Genomic DNA, 18,447 nt, shown 5'->3' on the forward strand with positions numbered 1-18,447 from the left:
GCCTTCTTCGAATGGGCGTCCGCCAATGTCAACGCCGCGCCCGTCCGTCATATTCGCGAACGGTTCCCTCTCCACCGGTAAGGATGCGCTGCGGATTACGCTCCAGATCGGTGATCGCCTGCTCGATGCGCGTTATCGCACGGCGACCGTCACGCACAAAGGATTCCACGTCTTTCAGGCCAGGTCCCGTAAACTGCTGCACCCCGTTCAGGATCGTGCCTAGGCGGGCATTGAGCGTGTCGGCGACCTGATGGAACGCCTTCAACGTCTCGCTGGCTTCTGCCATCAAGCCAACCGTTTGGTTCGAACCAAGCAACTGGTCAACCTTGAGCAGAATGCCCTCGATGCGAGTCGAGGCCGAGTTCAGGCGATGGGCAAACTCGGTTGCATCGCCGATCATGCGGTCGATGTCGCCGGAGCGGTCCCTGAACTTCTCCGTGACCTTGGCCACATCGCTGGCCGCACTCTTTGCATCGCGGCTGGCGGCCTCGAAATTGCCTAGCGAAGTGCGCACAGACTCGGGATTGATGCTGTCCAGGATGCCGTCGACCTTGGTCAGCGTAGTGCTGCCCTGCTGGGCGAAACCGTTGACGGAACCGACGGCCTTCTGGACGCCGGCGATGATCTTGTCGAATTCCTTGCTGTTCTCGCTCAGGTCCCGTGTGAACTTCTGGACGTTGGTGACTATCTCCCCGACTTTTTCCTTATCGACGGACTTCAGCAGCTCCTCGGCAGACGCCAGAGTGCTGTCAAGCCTGCCGGAAACCTTGCCCAGTTCATCCGAAAGCTTGCCTACGTTTTCCAGGAACTTGTCGACGCCTTCCGCATTGCGCCCGAGCGCATCGGAGAATTTCTCGACATTGGACACGGTGTTGGTGAGCGGGACACGAACGTCGTGCATGAACCCCTCAAGTTGGCTCAGCACGGCGTCGGCGCGTTTGAAAATATCCTGCGCGCTCTGCAGCAAGTTGGATACGGCGGAGGGACTCGCCGTTATCTCCGCGACCTTGCCCTGCGCTTCGGCCTCGTCGAACAGGTTCACCTCGTTGGGATTGCCGCCCTTGAGCTCGATATTGGCCTGGCCGGTCAGGCCGGTCAGGCCAATGTCGGCCTGGGTCGACTTGGTGATAGGCGTCAACCGGTCGATCTCGGTGTCGGCGATCGCCACGCTCGGGTTCTGGACATCGATGAAGACGCGCCGCACGTCGCCGACCTTGACGCCGTTGAACAACACCGCACTACCGCGCCCAAGGCCGGAAGCCGACCCCGGAATGCGCACGCGCAGCAGTGCCGTCTCGCCCCTCTCGCCGATCGCCGCCGTCCAGTAGACGAAGGCAAAAGCGGAAAGGATCGCAAGGAGCGTGAAAATTCCGACGATTACGTAGTTGGCCCTGGTTTCCATTCGCGACTTTTATTCTATCCCCTGGCAGATAAATCTATCTGCCGTGCACGCTTGCCGCGGAAGTAAGACTTTACCCAAGGCTCTTCGCTGGCAAGCATGTTTTCGATCGTGCCTTCGATAAGCACTCTTTTCTTGCCGAGAACGGCAATTCGGTCACACACAGTAAACAGACTGTCGAGATCGTGCGTCACCATGTAGACAGTCAACCCCATCGTGTCCCGCAGCTTCGACACAAGCTCATCGAACTCGGCGGCGCCTATCGGGTCGAGCCCCGAAGTCGGCTCGTCGAGAAAGACGAGATCCGGGTCGAGCGCTAGTGCACGCGCCAGCGCGGCGCGCTTGATCATGCCGCCCGAGAGCTCCGATGGGAACTTTTGGGCCGCATCGCGCGGAAGACCGACCAACTCCACCTTCAGCAGCGCAAGCTCGTCCATCAACCTTTTCGGCAGGTCGAGATATTCGCGCATCGGAACCTGAACGTTCTCCAGCACAGTCAAGGAGGAAAACAAGGCGCCGTGCTGGAAAAGAACCCCGAGCCGCATGTCCAGGCGCATACGCTCGGCCTCGCTGGCCTTGTCGACATCGATGCCGAACAGCCTGATCGTGCCGGAGCGTTTCTTGGTCAGACCGAGAACGGTCCGCAGCAGAACCGACTTGCCGGCGCCGGACGCCCCGACGAAACCGAGAATCTCGCCGCGCTGAATATCCAGAGACAGGTTTTCGAGCACGATGTTGTCGCCGAAAGCGACTGTGACGCCGTGCGCCTCCAGGACGATTTCGTCGTGCTGGCGGGCATCGCCGTTGATCTGAGCTATCGAGGTTCCGCCAACCATAGCCCGCCTCAGAAGTCGATCGAGGCGAAGAAGATCGCAAACGCGCCGTCCATGATGATGACGACGAAGATTGCCTTCACCACCGAGGCCGTCACGTGACGTCCGAGAGACTCGGCGCTACCGCCCACTTTCAGCCCTTCGACAGAAGCCAGAATGCCAATGACCATGGCCATGAATGGCGCCTTGATCAGGCCGGAAAAGATCGTGCTGAGGCTTATGCCGACGCGCAACCGGTCGAGAAAGGCGGCGGGCGTGATGTTCGAATAAAACCACGAGATCACGATGGCGCCGCCGAGAGCGGCAAAATTGGCGATGATCGTCAGGCATGGAAGCGCGATTACCAGCGCCACAAGTCGCGGAAAGACCAGAACCCCCACAGGGTTGAGACCGATAACCTTGAGCGCGTCGACCTCCTCGCGCATCTTCATCGACCCGATCTCGGCCGTGATGGCGCTGCCGGAACGGCCTGCCAGCATGATCGCGGTCATCAGCACGCCGAGTTCGCGCAGGATCAGGATGCCGACCAGATCGACCACGAAAATGTCGGCACCGAAATAGCGAAGCTGGTAGGCGCCCTGTTGCGCCACGATGCCGCCCACGATGGCCGACATCAGCACCACCACCGGAACAGCGCCGACGCCCATTCGGTCGATCTGATGGAAGATCGCGGCCAGGTTGACGGCGTGGCCGCGACCCAGCTTCATCTGCGCACCACGTATGGTGGAGCCCAGAATGTTCATGGAAGCGAGAAAGTCGTCACGAATCGTATAGACCGTGCGCCCGACCCCCTCGAGCGCTGCTATTACGAAGCCGGGCGGCTTGGGACGCGACACCTCTTCGCCCCGCCGCGACGCTTCGCGCACGGCGCCAAGCAGGATGTTGATCTCCTCGCCTTCTCCTTCGAGCCTGACCTCCGCGTTGCGGGCCTGGAGAGCAGTGATCAGTCGCTCGAGAAGCCAGGCGCCGGCGGTGTCGATCTTTTCGATCCCGGCGACGTCGAGGATCAGAGGTTCCCGCACTCCACGCGTTTCGATCTCGCGCATTTCGGCGTCGACCTGGGCGACAGTACGCGTCGTCCATATGCCCGACAGCGCGTAAACGCGCGCGCCGTCATGCTCCGCCTCTGCTATGAAGGGGCGTTCCTCTGCGATGTTCGCATTCTGGACGGCATTGATCGACATGACAGCCTGTCATATCCCGTTATCAGGGGTCTGTCACTTTGTCGGCCCGGTTGCTTCGAAGGAGTCGGAGAAAAAATATGCCGCGTGTCCTTTCGGTCAATGCCGAACGCTTTCCAATCGCAGGCACTTTCACCATTTCACGCGGATCGAAGACCGAAGCGGAGGTCATCGTCTGCGAAATCTCCGACGGAACGGCCGTCGGGCGCGGCGAATGCGTGCCCTACAAGCGCTACGGCGAGACGATGGAGGGCGTTCGTGAAGCGATCGAAGCAATCGCCCCCCGAATCAGTGCCGGCATGGACCGCCGGTCGTTGATGGATGCCATGACGGCCGGGGCCGCACGCAACGCCGTCGATTGCGCTCTTTGGGACCTCGAAGCCAAGCTCTCAGGAACGCCGGCATGGCGAGCCATCTCCGATGCGAGCCCCGGGCCGCTGGAGACGGCCTTCACGCTGTCGCTGGCAAGTCCGGAGGCCATGGCCGCACAGGCCGCAGAAAATGCCTGGCGCCCGCTGCTGAAGGTCAAGATCGGCAGCGACGACGACATCGCGCGCATCCGGGCCGTTCGAAAGGCAGCGCCGGACAGCCGGATCATCCTCGACGCTAACGAAGGTTGGACCGACGAGAACGTCCGGCAGAACATGGCGCTGGCGGTCGACCTCGGCGTCGCGCTGATCGAGCAGCCGCTCCCCGCTGGCAAGGACGGCATCCTGCGCGACATTCCGCATCCAGTGCCGATCTGCGCCGACGAGAGCGGGCATGGCGTCGAAGACCTGGAAACGCTGGTCGGCCTCTACGACGCCATCAACATCAAGCTCGACAAGACCGGCGGGCTCACCGCCGCCCTTCTCCTGCGCGACCGCGCACGCGAGCTCGGCTTTTCCATCATGGTCGGTTGCATGGTCGGCACGTCCCTGGCGATGGCGCCTGCGATCCTACTGGCGCAGGGCGCCGATTTCGTCGACCTCGACGGGCCGCTGCTTCTCGCTCGCGACCGCTCTCCCGGCCTCGTCTACGAAGGGTCGCTGGTGTCACCGCCTCAGGCGGCGCTTTGGGGCTGAGTGCGCTGCCTCGAGGCTGAACGGGCGGCAAGGCCGATGAACACAAGGCCAAGCGCCGCTACCCCGACCATGACGAAGAAGCCGCCGACGCCGAGCCGATCGTAGAGTGCGCCGGAAAATAGCGTCACGGTCGCCATGGAGAAGCCGTTGGCGAAGAAGGCAATGCCCTGCGCGGCGCCCATGCGCTCCTCGGCCACGGTTTCGGCGATCATCTTCTGCACACCGATCAGGATGAGGCCGGTGGAGAACGCGTGCAGCGTCTGCGCCACGAAGAAACCGGCAACGCCTGCCCCCAAAGGCCAGATCAATGGATAGGCCCCCCAACGGAGCATCGCAGCCACCCCGGCCATGACCATCAGGGTGGGCGCGCGCACTTCGCCGAAGACGCGCGTAAAGATCATGAACATGGCGACTTCCGCCACCACTGCCCAAGCCCAGAGCAGGCCGACCAACGTGTCGCTGACTCCGATCGACTTCCAGTAGATGGAAACAAAGCCGTAGAGAAAGCCGTGGCTGGCGATGATGATGCCGGCCCCGATCACGAAAAACAGGAAATAGGCGTTGAGGAGCTTTGGCGCTTCCTCCTGCAACTCCGTAGCCGACAGCGGTGAGGCACGCCGCGGCCGCCCCAGGCGCGGAGCCAGGACCGACATGGCCAGCGTGGCGGCAAGACCGGCCGAGATCATCACCGGAACGGCGTCCGCGCCGTAGATCCCAAGCACCGCGCCGCCCGCAAGATTGGCGGCGAGGAAGGCAATCGACCCCCAGATGCGCATCCGCGCATAGACCGAACCGAAGCGCCGCACGCCCGAAAGCGCCAGCGAGTCGGTCAGGGGCGTCTGCGGGGTCCAGAACACCGCAAGCACCAGAGAAACGCCAAGCACGATCGAATAGCTCGGCTCGAGATAGTAGCCGGCCGAAAGCAGCAGCGCGGCCGCGACCATAAAGATCAGCACATTTGCGCGGTCCTTCGCCTTGTCGGCCATCGCCGTGATGAAGGGCGTGGTGACCACGCGCAGGAACATCGGCGCCGAAAGGATGATCGCGATCTGCTCGGCTGCGAACCCCTTGGCCTCGAGCCACAGCGGAAAATACGGCAGGTGCACGCCGAGCGGAATGAACACCGTCAGGAAGATCAGCGATATGCGCAGTTCGAAATGGCGCGGCTTGACGAGCTGGTCGGGTGAAAGCGGCGGCAATGATGGCATGGGAAGCGCGATCCGGAATGCGCGACTCAGCCCAAGATGCGGAGCGCGCCGCCCGCAGCCATACCATGGGGGCAGCCTCGGGCAAACATGGCACGACCGCCGGGTCAGCGGCGCATGGCTCGGAAGTTCTTGGTCCATGGCCTGCTGCCGACGGCGAAGGGGGGCACCGCCCCTCATGCGCAACCAGGATGCCCAGCGTTCGTGCATACCGCACCACCGGTTGCACTAGGCGCGCGTGCGGGTGCGCGCGATCGGCTTATAGGCCGCCCCGGTTCATGTGCTTTCCAGGCTTGATAGATGTTTGTCAGGCCGCCTCGACGACGCCGCCTTCGATGACCGACGGCACGAATGTCTTCTCGAGCTGATTGGTCTTGGCCTGGACGTGCGGCCAGCAGATGATCTCCATCGCGCCGTCGAAGTGCTCGACCACCGCCGTGCAGCTTTCCACCCAGTCGCCGGTGTTGATGTAGTGCACGTCGCCGAAATCCTCGATCACCGCGTGGTGGATGTGCCCGCAGATCACGCCATTGACGTCGGAGCGGCGCGCCTCCTCGACCAGCACATCCTGGAAGGCGCCGATGAAATTGACCGCCTTCTTGACCTTGACCTTGGCCCAAGACGAGAACGACCAGTAGGGCATGCCGAACCAGTGGCGCAGCCGCGACACGACCCGGTTGACAACGATCGCCAGATCGTAGGCCTTGTCGCCCAGATAGGCGAGCCAGCGCGCATTGTGCACGACCATGTCGAACTGGTCGCCATGGATGACCAGATAACGCTTGCCGTCGGCACCCTCGTGGATCGCCCGGTCGGCAACGACAATCCCGCCGAAATGGACGCCCTGGAACATGCGCAGAAACTCGTCATGGTTTCCGGCAATGTAGATGATCCTGGTGCCCTTGCGCGCCTGGCGAAGCAGCGTCTGGACGACGTCGTTGTGGGTCTGCGGCCAGTGCCAGGATCGCCGCAGCCGCCAGCCGTCGACAATGTCGCCGACGAGGTAGATCGTCTCGGCCTCATGGTGCCGCAGGAAGTCGATCAAGAACTCGGCCTTGGCAGGCTTGGAGCCGAGATGGACGTCGGAAATGAACAGGGTGCGGAATGTGCGTGGCGCTTCGCCGGGCATGAGCTTCTGTTCCGTTGCTGTCGCGTTGCCTATGACGATTTCATGCAACAGGCGTATGACGGTTGCGGTTTCCGCCAAGGAGGCTAGGGTCGCGGCCTGCAAACTGGAGAAGCAAATCATGGATCTCGGCATTCGGGGAAAGAGGGCCATCGTCTGCGCATCGAGTCGCGGGCTGGGGCGCGGTTGCGCCATGGCGCTGGCGGAGGCCGGCTGTAACCTCGTTGTCAACGGTCGCGACAGCACAGCCCTCGCGGCCACCGCACGTGAGATTCGTGACCGCTTCGGCGTAGACGTCATCGAGGTGGCTGGCGATGTCGCCGATCCTGCCGTGCAGAAGGCGCTGCTGGCGGCCGCGCCGGCACCGGACATCCTCGTCAACAACAATGGCGGGCCGCCGCCGCGCCCGCTGCGTGAACTCGACCGCCAGAAGATACTCGACGGCGTGACCAACAACATGATCACCCCGATCGAACTCGTGCAGGCCGTGATCGAAGGTATGGCCGATCGCGGCTACGGTCGCATCGTGAACATCACATCCCTGTCGGTTTATGTGCCGATACCAGGGCTGGACGTGTCGTCGGGCGCGCGCGCCGGGCTCACTTCCTTCCTCGCCGGGGTGGCGCGCACGGTCGCGAACCGCAACGTTACCATCAACAACCTGTTGCCCGGCAAGCTCGACACCGATCGCCTGCGCACCACGCACGGCAGCGGCGAGGTCGAGACGCCGGAAGCGGCACGCGCACGCAAGGAGCGCCTGAGCGCTGACATTCCCGCCAAGCGCCTGGGCACGCCCGAAGAGTTCGGCCAGATCTGCGCCTTCCTGTGCTCGGTGCATGCGGGCTACGTCACGGGCCAGAACATTCCGGTGGACGGCGGCCTTTATGTCAGCGCCTTCTGAGGCGACGACCACAGATCGGACTCATTTGACGAAATAGTGGTTCCAAGCAATTGGAATCATGGAAATTTATCGATCCCCGAACCTTTTTGACCGCTCAATGATGTCGAAAAGACCGGATCGCGTGGTAAAACAGCGGTCGAAGCGACCGAAGACTAGGCAAGCGGCTGAAATGGACACGGAAAAAGGCAACACCAAACGCTCCGACCTCGATGAGGCGGCGCTGTTCTTCCACAAATATCCGGTGGCTGGAAAGCTTGAGATCCAGGCGACCAAGCCGCTCGGCAACCAGCGCGACCTGGCGCTTGCCTATTCACCTGGCGTGGCCGCTCCTTGCCTGGCGATCCGCGACGAGCCTGCCACTGCGGCCGACTATACGGCGCGTGCGAACCTGGTCGCCGTGATTTCGAACGGAACGGCGGTTCTGGGTCTCGGCAATATCGGTCCGCTGGCTTCCAAGCCGGTGATGGAAGGCAAGGCGGTCCTGTTCAAGAAGTTCGCCGGCATCGACGTTTTCGACATCGAAATCGACGCGCCGGAAATCGAGCGTATGGTCGAGACCATCTCGGCGCTTGAGCCGACCTTCGGCGGCATCAATCTGGAAGACATCAAGGCGCCCGAGTGCTTCGAGGTGGAGGAACGCCTTAAGGCGCGGATGCAGATTCCCGTCTTCCATGACGACCAGCACGGCACCGCCATCATCGTTGCGGCTGCCGTACTCAACGGGCTGGAGCTCGCCGGAAAGAAGATCGAGGACGTCAAGATCGTCACCTCCGGCGCGGGTGCCGCAGCGCTGGCCTGCCTCAACCTGCTGGTCTCGCTCGGCGCCAAGGTCGAGAACATCTGGGTCACCGACCGCTACGGCGTCGCCTACAAGGGGCGCGTCGAAGAGATGGACCGCTGGAAGGACCCTTACGTCAAGGACACCAACGCCCGCACGCTGGACGACGTGATCGGCGGCACCGACGTCTTCCTCGGCCTCTCGGCCGCGGGCGTGCTGCGGCCGGAACTGCTCCAGCACATGGCCGACAAGCCGCTGATTCTGGCGCTGGCAAACCCGGTGCCGGAAATCATGCCGGAAGCGGCACGCGCCGCGCGCCCGGATGCCATGATCTGCACCGGCCGTTCGGACTATCCGAACCAGGTCAACAATGTTCTCTGCTTCCCCTACATCTTCCGAGGCGCGCTGGATTGCGGGGCGAGCGCCATCAACGAGGAGATGAAGCTGGCGGCAGTGCGCGCAATCGCCTCGCTGGCCCGTGAAGAGCCCTCGGATGTCGCCGCAAAGGCTTATTCGGGCGAAACCCCGACCTTCGGGCCGGACTTCCTGATCCCCTCGCCCTTCGATCCGCGTCTTATCCTGCGGATTGCCCCGGCCGTGGCCAAGGCGGCCTGCGAAAGCGGTGTAGCCACCCGCCCGATCGCCGATTTTCCGGCCTATATCGACCGCCTGAACCGCTTCGTCTTCCGCTCCGGCCTCGTCATGAAGCCGGTATTTTCCTCAGCCAAGACCTCCAGTGCAAAGCGCGTCATCTATGCCGATGGCGAAGACGAGCGTGTGCTGCGCGCAGCACAGGTGGTGCTGGAGGAAGGCATCGCCCAGCCGATCCTGATCGGCCGCCCCAATGTCGTGGACGTTCGCCTGCGCCGTTACGGCCTGAGGATTCGACCCGGCACCGACTTCGAGCTGATCAATCCCGAGGACGACCCGCGTTATCGCGAATACGTCGAACTCCTGATCGAACTCGGCGGTCGGCGCGGCATCACGCAGGAGGCGGCGCGCACCATGGTTCGCACCGAAAGCACCGTGATTGCCGGCCTGGCGGTGCGCCGCGGCGAAGCCGACGCCATGATCTGCGGGCTCGAAGGACGTTTTGCCCGTCACCTGCGCCACGTGAGGCTCATTATCGGTGCACGGGAGGGCATCCGAGACCATGATTTCTCAGCGCTTTCCATGCTCATCTCGAGCCGCGGCGTCACCTTCTTCACCGACACCTACGTTACCATCGACCCGACCGCGGAACAGATCGCCGAAATGACGATCCTTGCCGCGGAGGAAGTCCGACGCTTCGGCATCGAGCCAAAGGCGGCGTTGCTGTCCTTGTCGAATTTCGGCTCGCGCGACGCGCCGAGCGCGCTGAAGATGCGCGAGGCGGCCGAGATCCTGAAGCGGCTGGCCCCCGACCTGCAATGCGACGGTGAGATGCACGCCGATTCGGCTCTTTCCGAGCAGTTGCGGCAAAGGGTCTATCCGCATTCGACGCTGAAGGGCGAAGCCAACCTGCTCGTGTTCCCCAACCTCGACGCAGCGAACATCACCCTGAACACCGTCAAGCAGATGATGGACGCGCTCCACGTCGGCCCGATCCTGCTCGGTACGGCGCAGCCAGCCCACATCCTGACACCCTCGGTGACGTCGCGCGGCGTGGTCAACATGACCGCCCTCGCCGTCGCGGAGGCTGGGCACAAGGCCCAGGCGACGCTGGCGGCCAACGGCTGACAGCGTCCTTATCCACAGGCAAAAGCAGATCCTAAATGCGCAGTTAACCTGCCGCCGCTAGGTCCGAAAGGGATTTCGGCCGGCTGTCCAGGCAGCCGGCCCTTGCAAGCTCTTGGGGTACAGATGACGAGCGGGTCTAACGGGTTCGTGCATGCAATCGCGGTTCTTTCCGTCATGTCTGCAGGGCTCCTCGCCACGGTACCGCAAGCGCTTTCGGACACCCGCCTGTGTCGTCAGCTTGAGGCTGAACTCGCCGGCGGAGCGGCTGTGGCCCGAACCGAAAAATACGACACAGCGATTGCCAGGCAGCGCGAACAGATCGTGCGCGTCCGCAACAGGTTGAGCGCGGCCGGCTGCGGCTTTTCCATCCTGGGTCGCACCGCCGAGGACTGCGGCAAGCTGAACGGCAATCTGGCCAGGATGGAAAGCAATCTCGACTCGCTGCTGCTGAAGCGGGCCAGCATGCGCCCCGCCAAGTCTACGGCACAGATCCTCGACGCGCTCGACGCCAATGGCTGCCGCGAAGACAGGCGAATGCCGCAGGCCGTGGAGGCGGCCGATCAGCGGATCCGCACGATCGAACAAATTCTAAGCCAGGCGAACGCGAACGAGCCAAGCAACGACAATGCCGAGGGCGAGCGCAATATTCGACGAGTGCTCAATCCGGGCGAAGGCGTTGCTCGCCTCGCCGGCACCTACCGCACCTTCTGCGTGAGGACCTGCGACGGCTATTATTTCCCGATGTCGCCCGCCTCATCGCGTCGCGAGTTCGCCCGCGACCAGAAGAACTGCCAGGCAGCATGCCCGGACGCCGAGATGCAGGTCTTCTACCAGGACGAAGATAGCGGCGCGGCGGCCAAAATGATCTCGGCCAGGACTGGCTCCCCCTATGCCGGGCTGCCGGCCGCGTACCGCTACAGGAGCGCCAGTGCGCCTGCCGCCGAAGGCTGCAGCTGCAACGCCCCTAAGAATTTCGAGGTCATCGCCGGAAACAGGCCACAGAAAGAAACGGCCGAAGCAGCGTCCGCGACGGTCTCCACTGAGGCTGACCCGACGTTCTCATCGTCCATCGTCAAGCCCGAGCCGCCGGCTGCATCCCAGCCTTCGGCGAGCGTGGAAGAGACCAAGCAGCCGGAGACCAGGACGGCCACGGCCGATGCGCCCTCGCCCGTCCAAGACGCGGACCCCGACCGCAGGGTCAGGGTCGTCGGGCCAACGTTCCTTCCCGCCCCAGAAGAGGCAATAAATCTGCGAGCTCCGGCCCGGCGGCACGTCCGGTAAGAGCCAACCGCAGCGGCATGAACAGCGACTTGCCCTTGCGGCCGGTCGCTTCCTTCACCGCGTCCGTCCAGCTCTTCCAGGTCGTGCGGTCCCAAGGCTCTTCCGGCAGGAGATCGAGCGCCTGCGACACGAAGGCGGCATCGCCATCTGCCAGCTCGGCCGGCTGTTCCGGCCCTTGCCGCAGGATGCGCCACCAGCCGGCGGCATCCGCGAGCCGGTCGAGATTGCCCCGTACCGCGACCCAGAACGCCTCAGCCTGCTCTCCCGATATGCCGAGCGCCGACAACCGGTCCTGCGCCTGGGCAAACGGCATGTTGTGAAGCAGCGCGCGGTTGAGCACGATGAGCTCTTCTGGGTCGAATTTCGAGGCGGATTTCGAGGTCGAGGCAGGGTCGAAACGGGACGCCAGCTCCGCCATGGTCGGCACTGCGGCGACGCTTTCCGATGTGCCGATCAGCACCGCCAGCGAAGCCACGGCCATCGGCTCGATGCCCGATTCACGCAGGCCCGAGATAGACAGGGCGCCGGTGCGCTTCGACAGGCCCTCGCCATCGCTGGTGGTCAGCATGTTGTGGTGGCCGAACACGGGCGGCTGGGCCCCTAGCGCCTTGAACAGGGCGATCTGCACGCCGGTGTTGGTCACATGGTCGTCGCCACGGATGATGTGCGTGACGCCCATCTCGATGTCGTCCACCACGGAGGGCAGCGTGTAGAGATAGGTGCCCTCCTCGCGCACCAGCACCGGGTCCGACAGAGAAGCGAGATCTACGGTCTCCTCGCCGCGCACGAGGTCGCCCCATTGGACTTCCGTGCGTTCGGTCTCGAACGGATCGGTCGTGAAGTTGGGCAGCAGGAAGCGCCAGTGCGGCTTGCGCCCCTCCGCCTCCAGCGCTTCGCGCTCCTCGTCGGTCAACTTGAGCGCCTCGCGGCCATAGACAGGCGGCAGCTTGCGCGACAGGCGGATCTTGCGGCGCAGCTCCAGCTCTTCCTGGGTTTCGTAGCAGGGATAGAGCAGGCCTGCGGCCTTCAACGTCTCGACCGCCGCATCGTAGCGGTCGAAACGGCGCGACTGGTATTCGGTGGCATCCGGGAAGATGCCCAACCAGTGCAGGTCATAGAGAATGGCGTCGGCATATTCCTGCTTGGAACGCGCGACGTCGGTATCGTCGAAACGCTGGATGAAGCGCCCGCCATTCTTCATGGCGAACAGCCAGTTGAACAGCGCGGTGCGCGCATTGCCGATATGGATGAGGCCCGTCGGCGACGGGGCGAAGCGAACGGTTACGGTCATTTGCACCGGTTAACGGATGCATATGGCCTTGGCAAGGCTGGCGAAGCACTGCCAAGGCCAGGACCGCGCGTCGGCACGGTCCTGATGTTGATCAGACCAGCCCCTTGGTCAGTTCCAGCGCCTGACGCTCGAACAGCCGGCGGTAGATGCCGCCCTCCAGGCGGATCAGCGCGTCGTGGTCGCCCTCTTCCGCGATCCGGCCGCGGTCGAACACCAGAAGCCGGTCCAGAGCGCGCACCGTCGAAAGCCGGTGGGCAATGACGAGCGTGGTGCGCCCCACCATAAGCCGCTCCATGGCCTGCTGGATCAGCACCTCGGATTCCGAATCCAGGCTCGACGTCGCCTCGTCCAGGATCAGGATCGGTGCATCCGCCAGGAAGGCACGGGCAATCGCCACGCGCTGGCGTTCGCCGCCCGATAGCTTCACGCCGCGCTCGCCCACCAGGGTGCCGTAGCCTTTCGGCAGGCGCATGATGAAGTCGTGGGCGCTGGCAAGCCTTGCCGCCTCCTCGATCTCGGCCTGCGTGGCGCCGGGGCGCGCATAGGCGATGTTCTCGGCCAGCGAGCGATGGAACAGGATGGGCTCCTGCTGCACGATGGCGATCTGCGCGCGCAGGGAATCCTGCTGGACCTGCGAGATGTCCTGCCCGTCGATCAGGATGCGCCCGCCGCTCACGTCGTAGAGCCGCTGGACGAGTTTTACGAAGGTCGTCTTGCCCGATCCGGAATGCCCGACCAGCCCGACCCGTTCACCCGCCGCGATAGACAGGGAGAAATCACTGTAGAGCGGCGTATGATGACTGCCGTAGTGGAAGGTGACCCGCTCGAAATCAATGCGGCCCTCGCCGATCGAAATCGGCTTCGCGTGAGGCTTGTCCTCGATGCCCAGCGGCTGGTCGTGGATGGCGACCAGTTCCTCCATGTCGTTGACCGAGCGCTGCAGGTTGCGCACGTGCACGCCCACATCGCGCAGATAGCCCTGCAGCACGAAGAACGAAGTCAGCACGAAGGCAATGTCGCCCGCGCTCGCCTTGCCGTGCGACCACAGCAACAGCGCGAAACCAATCACGGCCGCTCGCAGCACCAGAAGCGTGGTGCCCTGCGTCGTTCCGTTGATTGTGCCGCGCGCCCAGGTGCGCGCCGTCCTGTGGTGCCATTTGGCCGTGACCTTGGACAGGCGAGCATCCTCGCGCGCCTCGGCGCCGAACGCCTTCACCACCGGGTTGCAGCTCACCGCATCGGCCAGCGCGCCACCGAGCCGGGTATCCCAGCGATTGGCAAGGCTGGCAGCCGGCGCGACGTAACCCAGCGACAAGAGCACCGTGAGCGCGACGTAGAAGATCGAACCGACCGCCACTATCACGCCCATCATCGGCCAGTACCAGCCGAGCAGCAGCGTCGAACCCAGCAGCATGATCAGCGAGGGTAGCAGCGCGATCAACAGCGTGTCGTTCAGCAAGTCGAGCGCCCACATGCCGCGCGTCACTTTGCGCACGGTCGAGCCGGCGAAGGCGTTTGCGTGCCAATCGGTGGAGAAGCGCTGGATGCGATGAAACGCGTCGGCGGCGATGTCGGACATCATGTTGAGGGTCAGGTCGATGATCCCCATGAAGGCGATGTAGCGCGTGATGATCGCGCCGAGCGCCAGTGCCAGCAGCATGAAGAATGCGGCAAGCGCGGCATTCCACGAAACGACGTCACTGGCCGCGCCGGAAGCCACCGCGTCGACCAGCCTGCCCGAATAGAGCGGGGTCAGAACGTCCGCCACGGTCGAAATCAGGAACGCAACTGAAATGACCGTCAGCCGGATCGGCTGGCGCTGCCAATGTCGAAAAGTGAAACCGAGAACGCTGCGGAAAGCGCCGCCACGCCAATCGATATGAAAACGAGCCATGATTCATTCGGGCGCGACAGGCGGCCCGATCCCAAAAAGGTCAGATATTGAAAACCGCGACGAGACGGAAAACCGCCTGGCAAATGCGGGGTACGAGACGAATTTGGCAGCCGGCCGGCATAATCCGGGCGGCACCGAGGCTGGAAAGACGAGAGCCACGCATGCCCGAATGGAAGCGCATCCATTCGGCGGTCGTCAGCTCAGGCTTCGCAACCTCGCATAACGATGTCAAATCCTGTCATTCGGACCTCCCAGAGGGAATCGCGGAAGTCCGTTTATAGAAGCGACAATCGCGCTCGCCAACCCGCCAGCAATGGAAAAGCCCGACTGGCTCAACCGATGCGGCAAAACTGCAACATATGCACAACGACTACTTCAAAACGAGGTCGATGGTGCGCGAGTCAGCCGCATATACTGCCCGTCGGAGGATTTTACGAAACCTAGCTTCTCGTAGACCCCGTGCGCGTCCGATGTGGACAGGCTCCAGTGCAGGACGCCGCCGAGTTCGGGATGGTCGATGAAGGCTTGGACAAGCCTTTGCCCCAGCCCCTGCCCGCGATGTTCGGGCGAGACGATGATGTCGCACAGATAGCCGAAATAGGTCCGGTCGGTGATCGCTCTCGCAAAGGCCACCTGCCGGCCGTCGAGATAGGCGCCGGCGCAAAGCGAATTGGCAAAGGCTCGCTCATAGCCCGCATCACTGCGGCCTTTGCCCCAATAGCTCGACTTCAGGATATCGCCGGTGGCGCGAAGATCGATCCGCGCCGGGTCGAAGCTGATCTCATACGCCGCCATGGCTCACTCCAACACCGAAGGCGCAGAAAAACAAAGCCTTATCCGCGATCCCTGAATCGATTCGTGATCGGATAGCGGCGATCGCGGCCAAAGTTCTTCTTGGTGATCTTAACGCCCGGGGCAGCCTGCCTGCGCTTGTATTCGGCGACATAGAGCAGATGCTCGATACGATGCACCAGGTCGCGATCGTGTCCGCGCGCGACGATCTCGTCCACGCCCATCTCGTTCTCGACCAGGCACTCCAGAATGTCGTCGAGCACCGGATAAGGCGGCAGCGAATCCTGATCGGTCTGGTTCTCGCGCAATTCGGCCGACGGCGCCTTGTCGATGATGTTCGCCGGGATCACCTCCCCCGACGGTCCCAGCCCGCCCGGCGGAACCGTGCCGTTGCGCCAGCGCGCCAAGGCGTAGACCTGCATCTTGTAGAGGTCCTTGATCGGGTTGAAGCCGCCGTTCATGTCGCCATAAAGCGTGGCATACCCCACCGACATCTCCGACTTGTTGCCGGTCGTCACAACCATGGAGCCGAACTTGTTGGAGATCGCCATCAGGATCGTTCCGCGTGCGCGGCTCTGCAGGTTCTCCTCGGTGATACCTTCGCGCGTGCCTTCAAATATCTGCGTCAACGCATGCGAAAAGCCCTCGACAGGCTCGGCGATCGGCACGATGTCGTAGCGGCAACCAAGGGCGCGGGCGCAATCCTCGGCATCCTTCAGCGACTCTCTGGAAGTGTAGCGATAGGGCAACATCACCGCGCGCAGCCGCTCCTCGCCCAGCGCATCCACTGCAAGGGCCGCGCAGATGGCCGAATCGATGCCGCCCGACATGCCGAGCACGACATCCTTGAAACCGTTCTTGTTGACGTAGTCGCGCAGGCCCAGCATGCAGGCGCGGTAGTCCGCCTCTTCCCGCTCCGGGATCTTCGACATCGGGCCGTCGACGCACTCCCAGCCGTCGCCGTTGCGCCTCCAGTGGGTGACAGCGACGGCTTCCTCGAACTGGCTCATCTGGAAGGCCAGCGTCTTTTGAGCCGAGATCGCAAAGGAAGCGCCGTCGAAGACCAACTCGTCCTGCCCCCCAAGCTGGTTGGCGTAGAGCATCGGCAAGCCGGTCTCGATCACCTGCTTGATGACGACCTGCTGGCGCACATCGACCTTGCCGCGATAGTAGGGCGAGCCGTTGGGCACCAGAAGGATCTCGGCTCCGGACTCGGCCAGAGTCTCGCACACGCCGAGATCGCCCCAGATGTCCTCGCAGATCGGGATACCCAGCCTGACGCCGCGGAAATTGATTGGGCCAGGCAGATCCGGGCCCGCCTGAAACACGCGCTTCTCATCGAACTCGCCATAGTTCGGCAGATCGATCTTGTAGCGCTCGGCAAGGATCTTGCCGCCGTCGGCGACGATGATGGAATTGTGGATGCCGCTCTTGCGCTTCAGCGGCGTGCCGATGATGACGCCCGGACCACCGTCGGCTGTCTCGGCCGCGAACTCCTCCACCGCGCGTTCGCAAGCAGCCAGGAAGGCTGGCTTCAGAACCAGGTCCTCGGGCGGGTAGCCGGCGATGAAGAGCTCGGTGAAAAGGACAAGGTCGGCGCCCTGCCGCGCGGCATCCGCCCTCGCCTCGCGGGCCTTGGCGAGATTGCCGGCTATGTCGCCGACGATCGGATTGAGTTGGGCAACGGCAATGCGGAGCGTTTCAGGAAGCATGGCGGGTCGGCTGTTGGTCGGCATTGAGGTCTAGCCGTAGGCTATCCACGCCGCAACGCAAATCTGGCGGCGAGGCGGAAATGCAGGGCGCAACATCTACCCCAGCTTTTCTCAGCCTTCGTCGCCGCCGACACGGGCCTTGAGCATCTCCGTGTCGTAGTTTTCGCCGATCGACACGGCAAGAATGCGCGAGATGTGACTGCGGGGCAGCTTGGTCTGCTCGGCCCAAGCGTTGACCTGCTCCTGGATGCGCGCCAGATCGCGTTTGGAGGTCGGATTGTCGCCGATCTCCAGGCCGGCATCGCGCAGGGCCAGGACCATGTCCTGCGACAGGATAAAAGTGTCCCATCCCAGCCAGCGAAGGAAATACTGCCCGGTGTTGCCGCCAAGCCGGCTGCCGTGCTTGCCCAGATAGGCCATCAGGCCGACCTGGTCGTCAGCGGGCCATTCGGCCAGGAACTTGCCGAATCCGCCATGGTCTTGGGACACGCGCTCGACGAAGGCAGCGTTGTCTCGCACTGACTTGATCTTCTGCGGATTGCGCACGATGCGCTTGTCGGAGGTCAGGTCATGCCAGAAATCGTCGGGCTGGAACAACAGCCGCTTCGGCTCGAAGCCAAGGAACGCCTCCTCGAAATCAGGCCACTTCTGCTCGATCACGCGCCAGACGAAGCCGGCCGCGAATATCCGCTCGGCCATGGTCGACAGGATCCGGTCGTCGGGAACGCTCGCCAGCGCGGCGTTGTCCGGCATCGGCCCCAACAGCGAGGCAAGAACGGCTTCGCCGCCCTTGCGGCTTGCCGCACGGGCGCGGATCTTTGCAAAATCGAGCATGGCGACCTCCCTGGCAATGTCGTGCACGGTATCAGCTTAAGGAGAGCCGCGCGCGCCCCCCGCTGACCTAGAGCGGAAGGCCGGTCAGCCGCTCGATCAGAGCGAGCCCCCATATGCCGGCAACGATGATGATCGAGATCAGCACCGCAAGCGACCCGCAATCCTTGGCAAGCTGGATGTCGACGTGGAAGTCGCGCGATACTGCATCGCAGGCCGCCTCGATACCGGTGTTCAGCACTTCGACCAAGATCAGGAACAGCATAGCCCCGATGAGCAGCGCATAGCCGCTCCAACTCGTGGCCACGAACAACGCCAGGGGGATGGCGACGATGAGAAGGATCACCTCCTGCTGGAAGGCCGTCTCGTTCCGGATCAGGCGGTCGAACGCCCTCACCGAATTGCGGAAGGCATTGATCAGTCGTTCCATTCCACGGATC

Annotated in this window: 16 protein-coding genes; 5 read left to right on the forward strand and 11 right to left on the reverse strand. The window is 63.3% G+C overall.

Features of this window, described 5'->3' with window-relative positions:
• Positions 1–28 precede the first annotated feature (28 nt).
• Genes ABLE85_RS05085 through ABLE85_RS05095 form a run of 3 tightly spaced genes read right to left on the reverse strand, consistent with a single transcriptional unit; the run spans position 29 to position 3,416 of the window.
• A complete protein-coding gene (locus ABLE85_RS05085; RefSeq protein WP_348791619.1) occupies positions 29–1,402 on the reverse strand; it encodes an MlaD family protein in 1,374 nt (457 codons plus the stop codon).
• 14 nt (positions 1,403–1,416) lie between these two features.
• A complete protein-coding gene (locus tag ABLE85_RS05090) occupies positions 1,417–2,235 on the reverse strand; it encodes an ABC transporter ATP-binding protein (protein ID WP_348791620.1) in 819 nt (272 codons plus the stop codon).
• 8 nt (positions 2,236–2,243) lie between these two features.
• Positions 2,244–3,416: an ABC transporter permease gene (locus ABLE85_RS05095; protein ID WP_348791621.1), complete on the reverse strand. Its 1,173-nt coding sequence runs from the start codon at positions 3,414–3,416 to the stop codon at positions 2,244–2,246.
• Between the two features lie 77 nt (positions 3,417–3,493).
• Here ABLE85_RS05095 and dgcA point away from each other — a divergent pair, with 77 nt between their 5' ends.
• The gene (dgcA, locus tag ABLE85_RS05100; protein ID WP_348791622.1) at positions 3,494–4,477 is read left to right on the forward strand and encodes an N-acetyl-D-Glu racemase DgcA; all 984 of its coding nucleotides are present in this window, start codon (positions 3,494–3,496) and stop codon (positions 4,475–4,477) included.
• Here dgcA and ABLE85_RS05105 read toward each other — a convergent pair.
• On the reverse strand, positions 4,456–5,685 hold the full coding sequence (locus tag ABLE85_RS05105; RefSeq protein WP_348791623.1) for an MFS transporter: 1,230 nt from the start codon (positions 5,683–5,685) through the stop codon (positions 4,456–4,458). The genes dgcA and ABLE85_RS05105 overlap by 22 nt on opposite strands.
• A 304-nt stretch (positions 5,686–5,989) precedes the next feature.
• Positions 5,990–6,811 (reverse strand): UDP-2,3-diacylglucosamine diphosphatase, encoded by an 822-nt coding sequence (locus ABLE85_RS05110; RefSeq protein WP_348791624.1) that lies wholly within the window; start codon positions 6,809–6,811, stop codon positions 5,990–5,992.
• 118 nt (positions 6,812–6,929) lie between these two features.
• On the opposite strand from ABLE85_RS05110, the gene ABLE85_RS05115 reads away from it, so the two are divergent.
• The 3 genes from ABLE85_RS05115 to ABLE85_RS05125 all read left to right on the forward strand — a co-directional run bounded on the left by ABLE85_RS05115 (position 6,930) and on the right by ABLE85_RS05125 (position 11,487).
• A complete protein-coding gene (locus ABLE85_RS05115) occupies positions 6,930–7,709 on the forward strand; it encodes an SDR family oxidoreductase (protein ID WP_348791625.1) in 780 nt (259 codons plus the stop codon).
• 169 nt (positions 7,710–7,878) lie between these two features.
• A complete protein-coding gene (locus ABLE85_RS05120; protein ID WP_348791626.1) occupies positions 7,879–10,206 on the forward strand; it encodes an NADP-dependent malic enzyme in 2,328 nt (775 codons plus the stop codon).
• Positions 10,207–10,527: 321 nt separating this feature from the next.
• Positions 10,528–11,487, forward strand: a complete 960-nt coding sequence (locus ABLE85_RS05125) for a DUF2865 domain-containing protein (RefSeq protein WP_348791627.1) — start codon at positions 10,528–10,530, stop codon at positions 11,485–11,487.
• Here ABLE85_RS05125 and gltX read toward each other — a convergent pair.
• Entirely contained in the window at positions 11,405–12,778 is a 1,374-nt protein-coding gene (gene gltX / locus ABLE85_RS05130; protein ID WP_348791628.1) for a glutamate--tRNA ligase, read from the reverse strand. The two genes, ABLE85_RS05125 and gltX, sit on opposite strands and share 83 nt — an antisense overlap.
• Before the next feature lie 91 nt (positions 12,779–12,869).
• The gene (locus ABLE85_RS05135; RefSeq protein ID WP_348791629.1) at positions 12,870–14,672 is read right to left on the reverse strand and encodes an ABC transporter ATP-binding protein; all 1,803 of its coding nucleotides are present in this window, start codon (positions 14,670–14,672) and stop codon (positions 12,870–12,872) included.
• Here ABLE85_RS05135 and ABLE85_RS05140 point away from each other — a divergent pair.
• Entirely contained in the window at positions 14,671–14,895 is a 225-nt protein-coding gene (locus ABLE85_RS05140; RefSeq protein WP_348791630.1) for a hypothetical protein, read from the forward strand. The two genes, ABLE85_RS05135 and ABLE85_RS05140, sit on opposite strands and share 2 nt — an antisense overlap.
• A gap of 152 nt (positions 14,896–15,047) precedes the next feature.
• On the opposite strand, the gene ABLE85_RS05145 is transcribed toward ABLE85_RS05140, so the two are convergent.
• From ABLE85_RS05145 to ABLE85_RS05160, 4 genes are all read right to left on the reverse strand, one after another.
• A complete protein-coding gene (locus tag ABLE85_RS05145) occupies positions 15,048–15,467 on the reverse strand; it encodes a GNAT family N-acetyltransferase (RefSeq protein ID WP_348791631.1) in 420 nt (139 codons plus the stop codon).
• Between the two features lie 38 nt (positions 15,468–15,505).
• Positions 15,506–17,176, reverse strand: coding sequence for an NAD+ synthase (locus ABLE85_RS05150; RefSeq protein ID WP_348791632.1), 1,671 nt, complete (start codon positions 17,174–17,176; stop codon positions 15,506–15,508).
• Positions 17,177–17,287: 111 nt separating this feature from the next.
• Complete coding sequence (locus ABLE85_RS05155; RefSeq protein ID WP_348791633.1) at positions 17,288–18,010, reverse strand: DNA-3-methyladenine glycosylase I; 723 nt, start codon at positions 18,008–18,010, stop codon at positions 17,288–17,290.
• Positions 18,011–18,077: 67 nt separating this feature from the next.
• Positions 18,078–18,437, reverse strand: coding sequence for a diacylglycerol kinase (locus ABLE85_RS05160; RefSeq protein ID WP_348791634.1), 360 nt, complete (start codon positions 18,435–18,437; stop codon positions 18,078–18,080).
• Positions 18,438–18,447: the final 10 nt, after the last annotated feature.

This window comes from Mesorhizobium sp. KR1-2 (genome assembly GCF_040045035.1).
GTDB lineage: Bacteria > Pseudomonadota > Alphaproteobacteria > Rhizobiales > Rhizobiaceae > Pseudaminobacter.